12 protein-coding genes and 1 tRNA gene are annotated in these 15,524 nt (G+C 50.8%); all 13 read left to right on the top strand.

What is annotated here, in order from left to right:
• Positions 1 to 187 precede the first annotated feature (187 nt).
• Positions 188 to 264: transfer RNA gene (locus tag BLW37_RS18420), tRNA-Trp, on the top strand.
• Between the two features lie 72 nt (positions 265 to 336).
• On the top strand, positions 337 to 711 hold the full coding sequence (gene secE, locus BLW37_RS18415) for a preprotein translocase subunit SecE (RefSeq protein WP_091345542.1): 375 nt from the start codon (positions 337 to 339) through the stop codon (positions 709 to 711).
• Between the two features lie 2 nt (positions 712 to 713).
• Positions 714 to 1,253 carry a transcription termination/antitermination protein NusG gene (gene nusG / locus BLW37_RS18410; protein WP_228614801.1) on the top strand — a complete coding sequence of 180 codons (540 nt, stop codon included), beginning with the start codon at positions 714 to 716 and terminating at the stop codon, positions 1,251 to 1,253.
• Between the two features lie 121 nt (positions 1,254 to 1,374).
• Positions 1,375 to 1,803 carry a 50S ribosomal protein L11 gene (rplK, locus tag BLW37_RS18405; protein ID WP_091345540.1) on the top strand — a complete coding sequence of 143 codons (429 nt, stop codon included), beginning with the start codon at positions 1,375 to 1,377 and terminating at the stop codon, positions 1,801 to 1,803.
• Between the two features lie 3 nt (positions 1,804 to 1,806).
• The gene (gene rplA / locus BLW37_RS18400) at positions 1,807 to 2,508 is read left to right on the top strand and encodes a 50S ribosomal protein L1 (protein WP_091345539.1); all 702 of its coding nucleotides are present in this window, start codon (positions 1,807 to 1,809) and stop codon (positions 2,506 to 2,508) included.
• Positions 2,509 to 2,792: 284 nt separating this feature from the next.
• Entirely contained in the window at positions 2,793 to 3,287 is a 495-nt protein-coding gene (gene rplJ / locus BLW37_RS18395; protein WP_091345537.1) for a 50S ribosomal protein L10, read from the top strand.
• Positions 3,288 to 3,350: 63 nt separating this feature from the next.
• Complete coding sequence (gene rplL / locus BLW37_RS18390; RefSeq protein ID WP_091345535.1) at positions 3,351 to 3,719, top strand: 50S ribosomal protein L7/L12; 369 nt, start codon at positions 3,351 to 3,353, stop codon at positions 3,717 to 3,719.
• A gap of 175 nt (positions 3,720 to 3,894) precedes the next feature.
• Positions 3,895 to 7,920 (top strand): DNA-directed RNA polymerase subunit beta, encoded by a 4,026-nt coding sequence (gene rpoB / locus BLW37_RS18385; RefSeq protein WP_091345533.1) that lies wholly within the window; start codon positions 3,895 to 3,897, stop codon positions 7,918 to 7,920.
• A 72-nt stretch (positions 7,921 to 7,992) separates the two neighbouring features.
• Positions 7,993 to 12,171, top strand: a complete 4,179-nt coding sequence (gene rpoC, locus BLW37_RS18380) for a DNA-directed RNA polymerase subunit beta' (protein ID WP_091345531.1) — start codon at positions 7,993 to 7,995, stop codon at positions 12,169 to 12,171.
• A 146-nt stretch (positions 12,172 to 12,317) separates the two neighbouring features.
• Positions 12,318 to 12,692, top strand: coding sequence for a 30S ribosomal protein S12 (rpsL, locus tag BLW37_RS18375; protein WP_091345529.1), 375 nt, complete (start codon positions 12,318 to 12,320; stop codon positions 12,690 to 12,692).
• Between the two features lie 80 nt (positions 12,693 to 12,772).
• On the top strand, positions 12,773 to 13,243 hold the full coding sequence (rpsG, locus tag BLW37_RS18370) for a 30S ribosomal protein S7 (protein ID WP_091345527.1): 471 nt from the start codon (positions 12,773 to 12,775) through the stop codon (positions 13,241 to 13,243).
• Positions 13,244 to 13,270: 27 nt separating this feature from the next.
• Positions 13,271 to 15,373: an elongation factor G gene (fusA, locus tag BLW37_RS18365; RefSeq protein WP_091345525.1), complete on the top strand. Its 2,103-nt coding sequence runs from the start codon at positions 13,271 to 13,273 to the stop codon at positions 15,371 to 15,373.
• A gap of 56 nt (positions 15,374 to 15,429) precedes the next feature.
• Positions 15,430 to 15,524, top strand: a 95-nt coding sequence (locus BLW37_RS18360) for a GTP-binding protein (protein WP_139243759.1), incomplete at its 3' end; no start/stop codon positions are given.

Raw genomic sequence — 15,524 nt, 5'->3', positions numbered from 1 at the left:
GCTGGTGTTGTATCAAAAATCATCGCTTAATTGCCGGTGATGTAAGAAGAAGGCTCCGTAAGGGGCCTTTTTCAGTCTGAGACGGAAAAAGCTTTGATTGCCGTTCGTTAGGCTTGCCTTCACCTATGAAGGCAGTATAATGAGCGGCTATTTTGAGTACTGCCTAAAAGCAGTAAACCGTTTTTGCAGGGGCATAGTTCCAATTGGTAGAACAGCGGTCTCCAAAACCGACGGTTGGGGGTTCGAATCCCTCTGCCCCTGCCAACGTTTCCACAGCAGCGTCAATGCTGTGTTGAAGGTGTGTATCGGTGAAGCCGAGCTGAGGTGAAAGTAAGCATGAGTGCAACGAGTGAAACCCCAAAAAGCAGTCTGGATTCGGTAAAGTGGCTGGTCGTTTTTGTCCTGCTGTCATTGGTCGTGGTCGGCAATTATATTTTTGACTTTGGCACCCTAGAGCGTGCAATTGCCATCGTGGTACTGGTCGCCGGCGCTGGTCTGGTCGCGGCACAGACAGCGAAAGGCAAAATCTTCGTTGCGTTTGCCAAAGATGCTCGTACTGAGGTGCGTAAAGTTGTCTGGCCAACCCGTCAGGAAACCACCCAAACCACCATTATTGTGATGATTGCCACCCTGATTGTTGGTTTAATCCTGTGGGGCCTGGACGCAATTTTGTTGCGTATTGTTTCATTCTTCACCGGGGTAGGAGTTTAATCATGGCAGGTAAAATGCGCTGGTATGTGGTGCAAGCTTTTTCTGGCTTTGAGCAAAAGGTGGCTACCTCTTTGCGTGAACACATCAAGATGCACCAAATGGAAGATAAGTTTGGTGATGTGCTGGTTCCTACCGAAGAAGTGGTGGAAATGCGTGCCGGCCAAAAGCGCAAGTCGGAGCGTAAGTTCTTTCCGGGATACGTGCTGGTGCAAATGGAAATGTGCGAAGAAAGCTGGCACTTGGTCAAAAGTGTGCCCCGCGTCCTGGGTTTCATCGGCGGTACCTCCGATCGTCCTGCGCCTATTTCTGAAAAAGAAGCCAACATCATTCTTAACCGCCTGGAAGACAACGCCGACAAGCCTAAGCCGAAAACTCTGTTTGAAGCGGGTGAGGTTGTGCGTGTTACCGAAGGTCCTTTCGCTGATTTCAATGGCGTGGTAGAAGAAGTCGATTACGAGAAGAGCCGCGTGAAAGTATCGGTGCTTATCTTCGGCCGTTCTACGCCGGTCGATCTCGAGTTTGGCCAGGTCGAAAAAGCTTAATTTATAGTCATTGATTCCGGCCGCAGATTGCTTTATGATCTGCGGCCTTTTTAACCAAGGGGAGCCGCTTGAGTAAATGTCCTCGCATTTACAAGGCTAAGACCCGAAACAGAGGTGTACTATGGCAAAGAAAGTCACTGCATTAATTAAATTGCAGGTTAAAGCCGGTATGGCAAACCCGTCACCACCAGTTGGTCCAGCTTTGGGTCAACACGGTGTGAACATCATGGAATTCTGTAAAGGCTTTAACGCCAAAACAGATAGCATGGAAAAAGGCATGCCAATCCCAGTCGTGATCACTGTGTACAGCGATCGTTCTTTCACCTTCGAAACCAAAACGCCACCAGCATCGTTCCTGTTGCTGAAAGCCGCTGGTCTGAAGAGCGGCTCTGGTCAGCCAAATACCAAGAAAGTTGGTAAGGTGACTCAGGCGCAAATCGACGATATCGTCAAATTGAAAGAGCCGGATCTGACTGCTGCAGATCACGATGCTGCCGTGCGTACCATCGCAGGTACTGCTCGTTCAATGGGCCTGGTAGTGGAGGGTTAAGACATGGCTAAATTATCTAAGCGCGCAAAACTGATCCGCGAGAAAGTAGATGCGACCCGCGAATACGATTTCCAGGATGCTGTGACTCTGCTGAAAGAACTGGCTACAGCCAAGTTCGTTGAAAGCGTTGATGTTGCTGTAAATCTGGGCATCGATGCTCGTAAATCTGACCAAAACGTTCGCGGTGCAACTGTACTGCCACATGGTACTGGTCGTGACGTTCGTGTTGCTGTCTTCACCCAGGGTGCCAACGCTGAAGCTGCTAAAGCTGCCGGTGCGGACATCGTAGGTATGGAAGAGCTGGCCGAGCAGGTCAAAAAAGGTGAAATGAACTTCGACGTGGTGATCGCTTCTCCAGACGCTATGCGTGTGGTCGGTGCTCTGGGTCAAATTTTGGGCCCGCGTGGTCTGATGCCAAACCCGAAAACCGGTACTGTGACGCCAAACGTAGCTGAAGCAGTGAAAAACGCGAAAGCTGGTCAGGTTCGTTACCGCAACGACAAAAACGGCATCATTCATACCACCATCGGTAAAGTGGATTTTGACGCAGAAAAACTAAAAGAAAACCTGGAAGCCCTGTTGGTGGCACTGAAGCGTGCTAAGCCATCTGTTGCTAAAGGCGTTTTCATCAAGAAAGTAACGATTTCTTCGACCATGGGTGCAGGCATTGCCCTGAACCAGGCTTCCCTGGCATCTCAGGTTTAAGCATCGAAGCGACTGTGCTTTACAGAGCGCTGAGGTTTGAGATATAATCTTGCGCTCGTTTTTTAGGGTAGAAGCTGCTATTTTGCTTGCAAAGCAGCAGCTTCCGTCCGAGACCGTAGGTGCGACAACTTGTTGTTGCTTAATGAATGCCTACGCAGACGGTGTTAGCCCCAGAATTGTATTTAAACTCTTCTGGCTCTCACCGTAAATCGCGCACCGACATTGTGTCGGTGATGTGTTGGAAAGCCAGACATGTGTCTGGATGAACCAGGAGTTAAGAGCCAATGGCGATTAAGCTTGATGACAAAAAAGCAATTGTTGCTGAAGTCCAGCAAGCCGCAACTGGTGCTCTTTCTGCCGTAGTCGCTGACGCTCGTGGTGTCACTGTCGATAAAATCACCAGCCTGCGTAAGCAAGCTCGTGCTAATGGTGTCTGGATGCGCGTTGTGCGTAATACCCTGGCCCGTCGTGCAGTGCAAGGCACTTCTTTCGAGTGTCTGAGCGACACCTTTGTTGGCCCAACGTTAATTGCTTTCTCTAACGAGCACCCAGGTGCTGCGGCACGTCTTTTTAAAGACTTTGCCAAAGACGAGAAACTGTTTGAGCTAAAAGGTGCAGCCTTCAACGGTGAAACCGTCAGTATCGATGTGTTAGCTACGCTACCTACTTACGAGGAAGCATTGGCACGTCTGATGAGCACGATGAAAGAAGCAGCAGCTGGCAAATTGGTACGTACCATTGCCGCGGTTCGCGAGCAAAAAGAGCAGCAGGCAGCGTAATTTACGCTGTGTGCAATTAAGAGTTTAATGTAGGCTAAATGCCGTTTAATGTAGGAATTTGTCATGTCTGTAACTAAAGACCAAATTCTAGACGCTATCGCTGAAATGTCTGTTATGGACGTAGTAGAGCTGGTTAGCGCTATGGAAGAAAAGTTCGGTGTATCTGCAGCTGCTGCAGTTGCTGTTGCTGCTGGTGGCGAAGCTGCTGCTGCTGAAGAGCAAACCGAGTTCAATGTTGTTCTGGCTGGTGTTGGTGCGAACAAAGTTGCTGTTATCAAAGCAGTACGTGGCGCAACTGGCCTGGGCCTGAAAGAAGCGAAAGATCTGGTTGAGAGCGCTCCAGCTCCAATCAAAGAAGGCGTTTCTAAAGACGAAGCCGAAGCACTCAAGAAAGAACTTGAAGCCGCTGGTGCGTCTGTTGAAGTTAAGTAATTCGGGTTTGACCCGTCTTACTGCCTGTTAATCAGGCTGGGCTGGTGATGAATTAATCACCGGCCTTTTTGCGCTGTGGGACTTTGATTTCCCCACCCCTGATGGCAACCTGCTATTGCCATATATACCGCCCGCAAGGGTAGTTGGGAAAAAAATCAGCAAGCTGAGGAACCCCATGACTTACTCTTATTCTGAGAAGAAACGTATCCGTAAGGACTTCGGCAAACGTCCAGAAGTATTGGATGTGCCATACCTGTTGTCGATTCAGATCGAATCGTTCAACAAATTTATCGAGCCTGATCCAGAAGGTGATTATGGCCTGGAAGCGGCATTTCGCTCTGTTTTTCCCATCAAAAGCTACTCTGGCAGCGCGGAATTGCAGTACGTCAGCTACCGCATCGGGGAACCTGTTTTTGATGTGAAAGAATGCCAAATCCGTGGTGTCACTTACTCAGCGCCGCTGCGGGTGAAACTGCGCATGGTGTTGTTTGATAAAGAAGCACCAGGCACCATCAAAGACATCCGCGAGCAGGAAGTCTACATGGGGGAAATCCCACTGATGACCGAAAACGGTACCTTTGTTATCAATGGTACTGAGCGTGTTATCGTTTCTCAGCTGCACCGTAGCCCGGGTGTGTTCTTTGATCACGACCGTGGCAAAACGCATTCATCTGGCAAAGTGTTGTACAACGCCAGGGTGATACCATACCGTGGTTCTTGGCTGGATTTTGAATTCGATGCCAAGGACAACCTTTTTGTCCGTATCGACCGTCGTCGTAAATTGCCAGCTACTATTTTGCTGCGCGCGCTCGAGTTCGATACTGAGACTATTTTAAGTACCTTCTTCGAAAACACCCGTTTTGATATTCAGGACGGCAAGTTCATGATGGAAGTAGTCCCAAGCCGTTTACGTGGTGAAACCGCTGCCTTTGACATCATCGACAACGATGGTGAAGTCATTGTTGAGCAGGGCCGCCGTATTACCGCCCGTCACGTGCGTCAGCTGGAAAAAACCGGCCTGACCATGATGGAAGTCCCTGCTGATTATCTGATTGGCCGGGTGTTGGCGAAAAACTACGTCGACGAAAGCAGTGGCGAAATCATTGCGGAAGCGAATGCTGAACTGAATCTTGAGCTGCTGGAAAAGCTGGCTAAAGCCGGCTATACCAGCTTCGAAACATTGTACATCAATGATTTGGATCAGGGCCCGTACATTTCTGAAACCCTGCGCATCGATCCTAGCTCGAACCGGATGGAAGCCCTGGTGGAAATTTACCGCATGATGCGTCCTGGTGAGCCACCAACGCGTGATGCTGCCGAAACCTTGTTTGATAACCTGTTCTTCTCAGAAGATCGCTACGATCTTTCTACCGTAGGCCGGATGAAGTTTAACCGCCGTGTTGGTTTTGATGAAAATACCGGCGAAGGCGTCCTGTCCAAAGAAGACATCCTGGCAGTGATGAAAGTCTTGATTGACATTCGTAACGGTAAAGGCGATGTCGATGACATCGATCACCTGGGTAACCGTCGTATCCGTTCAGTCGGTGAAATGGCCGAGAACCAATTCCGTGTCGGCCTGGTGCGGGTAGAACGTGCGGTGAAAGAGCGTCTGTCTTTAGGCGATCTTGATGCGGTGATGCCGCAGGATCTGATCAATGCCAAGCCAATTTCTGCTGCGGTCAAAGAGTTCTTCGGTTCGAGCCAGTTGTCGCAGTTTATGGATCAGAACAACCCGCTGTCGGAAGTGACCCACAAGCGTCGTATTTCTGCGCTAGGCCCGGGCGGTCTGACCCGCGAACGTGCTGGTTTTGAAGTCCGTGACGTGCATCCAACACACTATGGCCGGGTCTGTCCTATCGAGACGCCGGAAGGTCCAAACATCGGTTTGATCAACTCCTTGTCGATGTTTGCCCAGACCAACGAGTACGGTTTCCTGGAAACGCCGTATCGCCGTATAGAAAATGGCGTGGTGACGGATGAAGTTGATTTCCTGTCTGCGATTGAAGAAGGCAACTTTGTTATCGCTCAGGCCAACGCCGAGCTGAGCGATGAAAATCGTTTGGTGGAAGAGCTGGTACCGTGCCGGCACAAAAATGAATTTACCCTGATGCCTGCCGATCAGGTGCAGTACATGGACGTTGCGCCTCAGCAAATCGTTTCTGTTGCTGCCGCTCTGATCCCGTTCCTGGAGCACGACGATGCCAACCGGGCACTGATGGGCTCGAACATGCAACGTCAAGCGGTACCAACTCTGCGTGCTGATAAACCGCTGGTAGGTACTGGTGTTGAGCGTGTGGTGGCGAAAGATTCCGGGGTAACCGTGGTCGCTAAGCGTGGCGGTACCATCGATTATGTCGATGCCAGCCGTATCGTAGTCAAGGTACACGAAGAAGAGATGGTTGCAGGTGAAGCCGGCATTGATATTTACAACCTGACCAAGTACACCCGTTCCAACCAGAACACCTGTATCAACCAACGCCCTTGCGTTAGCCAGGGCGAGCCTGTTGAGCGTGGTGATGTGTTGGCCGATGGTCCTTCCACCGATTTGGGTGAGTTGGCACTGGGTCAAAACCTGCGCGTGGCCTTTATGCCATGGAACGGTTACAACTTCGAAGATTCGATCTTGTTGTCTGAGCGTCTGGTGGAAGAGGATCGCCTGACCACGATCCACATTCAGGAGCTGAGCTGTATCGCGCGTGATACCAAGCTTGGGCCGGAAGAGATCACCGCGGATATTCCGAATGTCGGTGAATCAGCCCTGTCGAAGCTCGACGAAGCTGGTATTGTGTACATCGGCGCTGAAGTGAAAAGTGGCGATATCCTGGTTGGTAAGGTGACGCCAAAAGGCGAGAGCCAGCTGACGCCGGAAGAAAAACTACTGCGTGCTATCTTCGGTGAGAAAGCATCGGATGTGAAAGATACTTCGTTGCGGGTGCCAAACTCAGTCAATGGTACAGTCATTGATGTGCAGGTCTTTACCCGCGATGGCGTGGAAAAAGATCAGCGTGCCCGTGAAATCGAGGACATGGAAATTCGTCAGGCCAAAAAAGACCTGAACGAAGAGTTCCGCATCCTGGAGCAAGGTATCTTCGATCGTGCCCGTAACCTGCTGGAGTCTACTGGTGTTGATCGCAGCAAGCTGGATGGCTTGAAAGGCGACGCTCTGTTCAATCAGAGCATCAGCGATGACCAAAAGCAAAGCGATCTGGAACAACTCGCTGCCCAGTATGAAGAAATCCGTACTGAATACGACAAAAAGTTTGAAGTCAAACGCCGTAAAATCAGTCAGGGCGATGATTTGGCACCTGGCGTACTGAAAATCGTTAAAGTCTACCTCGCGGTGAAGCGTCGTATTCAGCCTGGCGATAAGATGGCAGGTCGTCACGGTAACAAGGGTGTTATTTCCACCATAGTACCGGTAGAAGATATGCCATACGATGAGCAGGGCCGTCCGGTCGACATCGTGTTAAACCCTCTGGGTGTACCGTCGCGTATGAACATCGGTCAGATCCTGGAAACCCACCTGGGCCTGGCAGCACGTGGTATCGGTGAGAAAATCGACACCATGTTGCAAGAGCAGCGCGAGATTGGTGAGCTTCGTGAATTCCTGCAACGGGCTTACAGCCTGGGCGAATCGCGTCAACAGGTGGATATCAGCACCTTCACAGATGACGAAGTGCTGCGCCTGGCCGGTAACCTGCGTAAAGGTCTGCCGATCGCTACACCAGTGTTTGACGGCGCCAAAGAGTCCGAGATCAAAGAGCTGTTGGAGTTGGCTGACTTGCCATCCAGCGGACAGATCACCCTGTACGATGGCCGTACCGGCAATGCTTTTGAGCGTAAAGTCACCGTTGGTTACATGTACATGCTGAAACTGAACCACCTGGTCGACGATAAGATGCACGCGCGTTCTACCGGCTCGTACAGCCTGGTTACTCAGCAGCCGCTGGGTGGTAAGGCGCAGTTCGGTGGTCAGCGCTTCGGTGAGATGGAAGTCTGGGCACTGGAAGCTTACGGTGCTGCTTACACCCTGCAGGAAATGCTGACGGTGAAATCGGATGACGTCAATGGCCGTACCAAGATGTACAAAAACATCGTGGATGGTGACCACCGGATGGAGCCTGGCATGCCAGAGTCGTTCAACGTACTGATGAAAGAAATCCGTTCGCTCGGGATCAACATCGAATTGGAAGAGGAATAAACCCCGCGTTCCATGGCGTGATGGAGCCTGGTTTCAGGCTCCATTGGTTTACCCTCTTACAGGAGAGCTAAGGTGAAAGACTTATTAAAGTTTCTGAAACAACAAACGAAGACCGAAGAGTTTGATGTGATCAAAATCGGTTTATCCTCACCGGATATGATCCGTTCCTGGTCATTTGGTGAAGTGAAAAAACCGGAAACCATCAACTACCGGACTTTTAAGCCTGAGCGTGATGGCTTGTTCTGCGCCCGTATCTTTGGGCCGGTAAAAGATTACGAGTGTTTGTGCGGTAAGTACAAGCGCTTAAAGCATCGTGGCGTGATCTGTGAAAAGTGTGGCGTTGAAGTCACTCTGACTAAGGTGCGTCGTGAGCGCATGGGTCACATTGAGCTGGCTAGCCCGGTGGCTCATATCTGGTTCTTAAAGTCACTGCCAAGCCGGATCGGCTTGCTGTTGGATATGACACTGCGTGATATTGAGCGCGTGCTGTATTTTGAATCTTACGTCGTTACCGAGCCAGGCATGACCTCTTTGGAGCGTCGTCAGATGCTGACCGAAGAAGAATACCTGGATGTGCTGGAAGAGCATGGTGATGAGTTCGAAGCCAAGATGGGTGCAGAAGCCATTCTGGATCTGCTGCGTGACCTGGATCTGGCCAACGAAATCAAAATGATGCGTGAAGAGTTGCCAACCATCAACTCGGAAACCAAGCGCAAAAAAATCAGCAAGCGTTTAAAGCTGATGGAAGCTTTCCACACGTCTGGCAACAAGCCAGAGTGGATGATCATGACGGTATTGCCTGTGCTGCCACCGGATCTGCGTCCTTTGGTACCGCTGGATGGTGGTCGTTTTGCCACCTCAGATCTGAACGATCTGTACCGTCGTGTGATCAACCGTAACAACCGTCTGAAGCGTCTGCTGGACTTGTCTGCGCCGGATATTATCGTGCGCAACGAGAAGCGGATGCTGCAAGAGTCTGTTGATGCGCTGCTGGATAACGGCCGTCGTGGTCGTGCCATTACCGGTACTAACAAGCGTCCGCTGAAATCTTTGGCCGATATGATCAAAGGTAAGCAGGGTCGTTTCCGTCAGAACCTGTTGGGTAAGCGGGTCGACTATTCAGGCCGTTCGGTGATTACCGTAGGTCCTACCTTGCGTTTGCACCAGTGTGGTTTGCCGAAAAAAATGGCATTGGAACTGTTCAAGCCGTTTATCTATGGCAAATTGGAAGGTCGTGGCCTGGCCACCACCATCAAAGCTGCTAAGAAGATGGTTGAGCGCGAAGAAGGTGCTGTATGGGATGTGCTGGACGAAGTCATCCGTGAGCATCCGGTGTTACTGAACCGCGCGCCAACCTTGCACCGTTTGGGTATTCAGGCGTTTGAGCCTGTGCTGATTGAAGGTAAAGCCATTCAGTTGCACCCATTGGTGTGTGCGGCCTACAACGCCGACTTCGATGGTGACCAAATGGCTGTGCACGTGCCGCTGACACTGGAAGCCCAGTTGGAAGCGCGTGCACTGATGATGTCGACCAACAACGTATTATCACCAGCCAATGGTGAGCCAATCATCGTTCCGTCGCAGGACGTTGTTCTGGGCTTGTACTACATGACGCGTGAGGCTATCAATGCCAAAGGCGAAGGCATGATGTTCAAAAGCCCGAAAGAAGCGGAAAAAGCCTATCGCGGTGGCCATGCTTCGTTGCATGCCAAAGTAAAAGTCCGCATCACTGAAATTATTTCAGACGAAGAAGGCAATCGCACTACCAACACCGAGGTGTTCGATACCACCGTTGGCCGTGCCATTTTGTATTCGATTTTACCAACCGGTTTGGAGTTCGCTTCGGTGAACCAGGCGATGGGTAAAAAGCAAATTTCGCGTTTGTTAAACGGTGCTTACCGCAAGATTGGTCTGAAGGATACGGTTATCCTGGCCGACCAAATCATGTACACCGGTTTCCATTATGCGATGCTGTCTGGCGTGTCGGTCGGTATCGACGACATGGTCATTCCGGATGCGAAAAAAGACATCATTGAAGCGGCGGAAGCCGAAGTTGCTGAGATCCAGGACCAGTTCCAGCAAGGCTTGGTCACTGGTGGTGAGAAATACAACAAGGTTATCGATATCTGGTCAACGGCCAACGAAACCTTGTCCAAAGCCATGATGGACAACCTGTCGAAAGAGAAAGTGATCGACCGCGACGGCAACGAAACCGAGCAGCAGTCTTTCAACTCGGTGTACATGATGGCAGACTCCGGCGCCCGGGGTTCACCAGCTCAGATCCGTCAGTTGTCAGCGATGCGGGGCTTGATGGCCAAGCCAGATGGCTCCATCATCGAAACGCCGATCACCGCAAACTTCCGTGAAGGTCTGAACGTACTGCAGTACTTCATCTCGACGCACGGTGCGCGTAAAGGTTTGGCCGATACCGCACTGAAAACTGCGAACTCTGGTTATCTGACCCGTCGTCTGGTTGACGTAGCGCAGGATTTGGTGGTTACCGAAGACGACTGTGGTACCAAAGAAGGTATCTGGATGAAGCCACTGATCGAAGGTGGTGATGTGGTCGAAGGTCTGCGTGAGCGGGTGCTGGGCCGGGTTGTGCTAGGCGACGTGCTGATCCCGAACTCCAACGAAGTGCTGATTGAAAATGGCACCATGCTGGATGAGAAATTGTGTGATCTGCTCGAGCAGCACTCGATCGACGAAGTCTATGTCCGCTCAGTCATCACTTGTGACACCGACTTTGGTGTCTGCGCCAAGTGTTATGGCCGTGATCTGGCCCGTGGTCACCTGATCAACCAAGGTGAAGCGGTCGGTGTTATCGCTGCTCAGTCCATCGGTGAGCCAGGTACCCAGCTGACGATGCGTACCTTCCACATTGGTGGTGCGGCATCACGGGCTTCTGCTGAAAGCAGTGTCCAGGTAAAAACTGCTGGTACTTTAAAGCTGCATAACGCCAAGTTTGTGCGTAACGTCGATGACAAAATTGTCATTACGTCGCGTTCAGCTGAAGTAACTATCTTTGATGAGCTGGGTCGTGAGAAAGAGCGTTACAAGCTGCCGTACGGTTCGGTAATGCAGGTGGATGACAACAGCAAAACTCAGGGTGGCCAGATCGTGGCGACCTGGGATCCGCATTCTCACCCAATCATTGTTGAGCGTAGCGCTAAAGTGAACTTCAGTGATGTTGATGATACCAACACTGAAATTCAGCAGGATGAATTGACTGGTCTTACCCGTACTGTGGTGAAAGATCTGGCCAAAGCCAACGCCAAAGAGCCGAAGCTGATTCTGGCGACCGATGATGGCGGCTTGCAGGAAATTCGTCTGCCAAGCTTCACCACCATTGAGATCCGGGATGGAGCTACGGCTCAGCCGGGTGATGTGTTGGCGCGGATCCCGCAGGAAAGCTCAAAAACTCGCGATATTACCGGTGGTCTGCCGCGCGTTGCTGACCTGTTTGAAGCCCGTAAGCCAAAAGATCCTGCCATCCTGGCGGAAATCTCAGGTGTGATCAGCTTCGGTAAGGAAACCAAGGGCAAGCGTCGCTTAATCATTACGCCAGCACAGGGCGAGCCGCATGAAGAGATGATCCCGAAATGGCGTCAGATCAACGTGTTCGAAGGTGAGCGCATTGAAAAAGGTGAAGTGATCTCGGAAGGCCCGGAGTCACCACACGATATTCTGCGTCTGCGTGGTATTCACCATGTGGCCAGCTACATCGTGAACGAAGTGCAGGAAGTCTATCGTTTGCAAGGCGTTAAGATCAACGATAAGCACATTGAAAACATCATCCGCCAGATGCTGCGTAAATGTGTGATCGCCAATCCGGGAGACAGTGAGTTCCTCGAAGGTGAGCAGGTTGAACTGGCGCGGGTGAACATCGCCAACCGTGCACTGGAAGCTGAAGGCAAGATCCCTGCTCAATACGAGCGGGTATTGCTGGGTATTACCAAAGCTTCCTTGTCGACCGATTCGTTTATTTCAGCTGCGTCGTTCCAGGAAACTACCCGTGTCCTGACCGAAGCTGCCGTGGGCGGCAAGATCGACCAACTACGCGGTCTGAAAGAAAACGTTATTGTCGGACGTCTGATCCCGGCCGGTACTGGTTTTGCCTATCACCAAAACCGACTGCGTCAACGTCAGAAAGCTACGGCTGAAACGGCAGAACCATCCATGAGCGCAGAAGTAGCCGAACAGGCACTGACCGATGCGCTGAATATGGATATGTCAGGTAACGACGATTAAGTAAGGTTGTTAATCTGCTGCTTATAATGGCAGCAGATTGCACAGAAACTTGACAGCTCAAAGCTTGACCATTAGAATTCCGCGACCCCATTTTTGGGGTGCGGATTTTTCACGTTTATTGGGTATCAATTAACCAGGAGTATTTAATGGCAACAATTAACCAGCTCGTGCGCAAGCCACGGCAGGAGAAACTTGCGAAAAGCAACGTTCCTGCTTTGGAAGCTTGTCCACAAAAGCGTGGTGTTTGTACCCGTGTTTATACCACTACACCTAAAAAGCCGAACTCAGCCATGCGTAAAGTATGCCGTGTTCGTCTGACCAATGGCTTCGAAGTAAGCTCATACATTGGTGGTGAAGGTCACAACCTGCAGGAGCACAGTGTGGTCCTGATCCGTGGTGGCCGGGTCAAAGACTTACCAGGTGTGCGTTATCACACCGTACGCGGCACATTAGACTGTGCAGGCGTAAAAGATCGTAAACAAGGCCGTTCTAAGTACGGCGCCAAGCGGCCCAAATCGTAACGGAACTCCGTTAGTAAGGCCAAACTAAACGACTTTATTTATTAAAGTTTTGGAATCACCTGAAGCAATCGGAGTTTCGAATGCCAAGAAGACGCGTTATAGGTCAACGTAAAATCCTTCCAGATCCTAAGTTCGGAAGTGAGTTACTGGCTAAGTTTGTCAATGTCGTGATGGTCGACGGTAAAAAGTCCATCGCCGAATCAATTGTATACGGCGCATTAGAAATTGCAGCTACCAAATCGAAGAAAGAACACATCGATTTGTTTGAAGTAGCTCTGGATAACATTCGTCCAACGGTCGAAGTAAAATCACGCCGGGTAGGTGGTTCAACTTACCAGGTACCTTGTGAAGTTCGTCCGGTTCGTCGCAATGCCTTAGCAATGCGCTGGTTAGTTGAAGCGGCCCGTAAACGTGGTGAAAAATCGATGTCCCAGCGTCTGGCTGGTGAAATGCTGGATGCCATTGAGAACAAAGGTTCTGCGGTTAAGAAGCGTGAAGACGTCCACCGTATGGCTGAAGCAAACAAAGCGTTTGCTCACTTCCGCTGGTAAGCTGAACTAACTTTATAGGAGTTTATTGTGGCACGTAAAACCCCAATAGAACGCTACCGCAACATTGGTATCTGTGCACACGTGGACGCGGGTAAAACCACGACCACTGAACGTGTATTGTTTTACACCGGCTTGTCGCACAAGATCGGTGAAGTGCATGATGGCGCCGCGACCATGGACTGGATGGAGCAGGAGCAGGAGCGTGGTATTACCATTACCTCTGCAGCAACTACTACCTTCTGGCGTGGTATGGAAGCACAGTTCGAAGAGCACCGTGTGAACATCATCGATACCCCAGGCCACGTTGACTTCACCATTGAAGTTGAACGTTCGCTGCGGGTACTGGATGGTGCCGTGGTGGTGCTTTGTGGCTCATCTGGTGTGCAGCCGCAAACGGAAACTGTATGGCGTCAGGCCAACAAGTACGAAGTTCCGCGGATGATCTTCGTCAATAAGATGGACCGTACCGGTGCCAACTTCCTGCGGGTTGTTGAGCAGGCCCGTACCCGTCTGAACAGCACCATTGTTCCGATCCAGCTGCCTATCGGCGCGGAAGACGACTTTAAAGGTGTGGTTGATCTGATCAAAATGAAGTCCATCAACTGGAATGAAGCTGATCAGGGCATGACCTTCACTTACGAGGATATCCCTGCGGATATGCTGGAAGAGTGTCAGGAATGGCGTCAGAATATGGTGGAAGCTGCAGCTGAAGCCAACGAAGAGCTGATGGAACGCTATCTGGAAGGTGACGAGTTCACTGAAGAAGAGATCCGTGCAGCCCTGCGTGATTTGACCTTGCGCAACGAAGTGGTGTTGGTGCAGTGTGGTTCTGCCTTTAAAAACAAAGGTGTTCAGGCCATGCTGGACAACGTCGTTTACTTCCTTCCTTCGCCAACCGAAGTAAAAGCCATCCGTGGTATTTTACCGGATGAAAGCGAAGGTATTCGTAAGTCTGACGACAACGAGCCATTTGCTGCGCTGGCATTTAAAATTGCCACCGACCCATTCGTTGGTACTTTGACTTTCTTCCGGGTTTACTCCGGTGTGGTCGAGTCTGGTTCTGGCGTTTACAACTCGGTCAAGCAGAAGAAAGAGCGGATCGGCCGTATCGTGCAAATGCACGCCAACAGCCGTGAAGAGATCAAAGAAGTACTGGCGGGTGACATTGCTGCGGCCATCGGTCTGAAAGATACCACTACAGGGGATACCCTGTGTGATATCGACAACCCGATCATTCTCGAGCGGATGGAATTCCCAGAGCCGGTTATTTCGGTTGCAGTGGAGCCGAAAACCAAGGCTGACCAGGAAAAAATGGGTATCGCGCTCAGCAAGTTGGCGGCCGAGGATCCATCATTCCGGGTTCACACGGACGAAGAAACCGGCCAGACCATCATCTCTGGTATGGGTGAACTGCACCTGGACATTATCGTCGACCGTATGCGTCGTGAATTCAAAGTAGAAGCCAACGTGGGTAAGCCACAGGTTTCTTACCGCGAGACCATTCGTGGCAAGACCGAAGTCGAAGGCAAGTTTGTTCGACAGTCCGGTGGCCGTGGTCAGTTTGGTCACTGTTGGTTGCGCATCGAGCCGATGGAAGAAGGTGGTGGCTACCAGTTCGTCAACGAAGTCGTTGGTGGTGTTATTCCAAAAGAATACATCCCTGCGGTGGATAAAGGCGTTCAGGAGCAGATGAAGAATGGTATCCTGGCTGGTTATCCGGTAATCGATGTCAAAGTAACCGTTTATGACGGTTCTTACCATGATGTTGACTCGAATGAGATGGCGTTTAAAATTGCTGCTTCTATGGGCTTCAAAAAAGGTGCTTTGCAGGCGTCGCCTGTTATCCTTGAGCCTATCATGAAAGTAGAAGTGGTTACGCCCGAAGAGTTCATGGGTGATCTGGTTGGCGATTTAAACCGCCGCCGCGGTATGATCAACGGCATGGAAGATGCACCTGGCGGTATGAAAATTATCGATGCCAACGTGCCACTGTCTGAAATGTTCGGTTATGCTACCCATATGCGCTCTTTGTCACAGGGTCGTGCTTCTTACTCAATGGAACCATTGAACTACGCTGAAGCACCAAACAACGTGAAAGAAGCAATTATTGCTGCACGCAAAGCAGGTTAACGATTAAATCAGGCCCGGTAAGCCGGGCCCTCAATTTGACTAAGAAGGGTCTATAAATGGCTAAGGCTAAATTTGAACGCGTAAAACCGCACGTAAACGTAGGCACCATCGGCCACGTTGACCACGGTAAAACAACTCTGACTGCAGCTAT

The organism is Alkalimonas amylolytica (assembly GCF_900107845.1).
GTDB classification, from domain to species: domain Bacteria; phylum Pseudomonadota; class Gammaproteobacteria; order Enterobacterales; family Alteromonadaceae; genus Alkalimonas; species Alkalimonas amylolytica.
The sequence above is the reverse complement of the archived record's forward strand: the minus strand, read 5'-3'. Positions and strand labels throughout refer to the sequence as shown.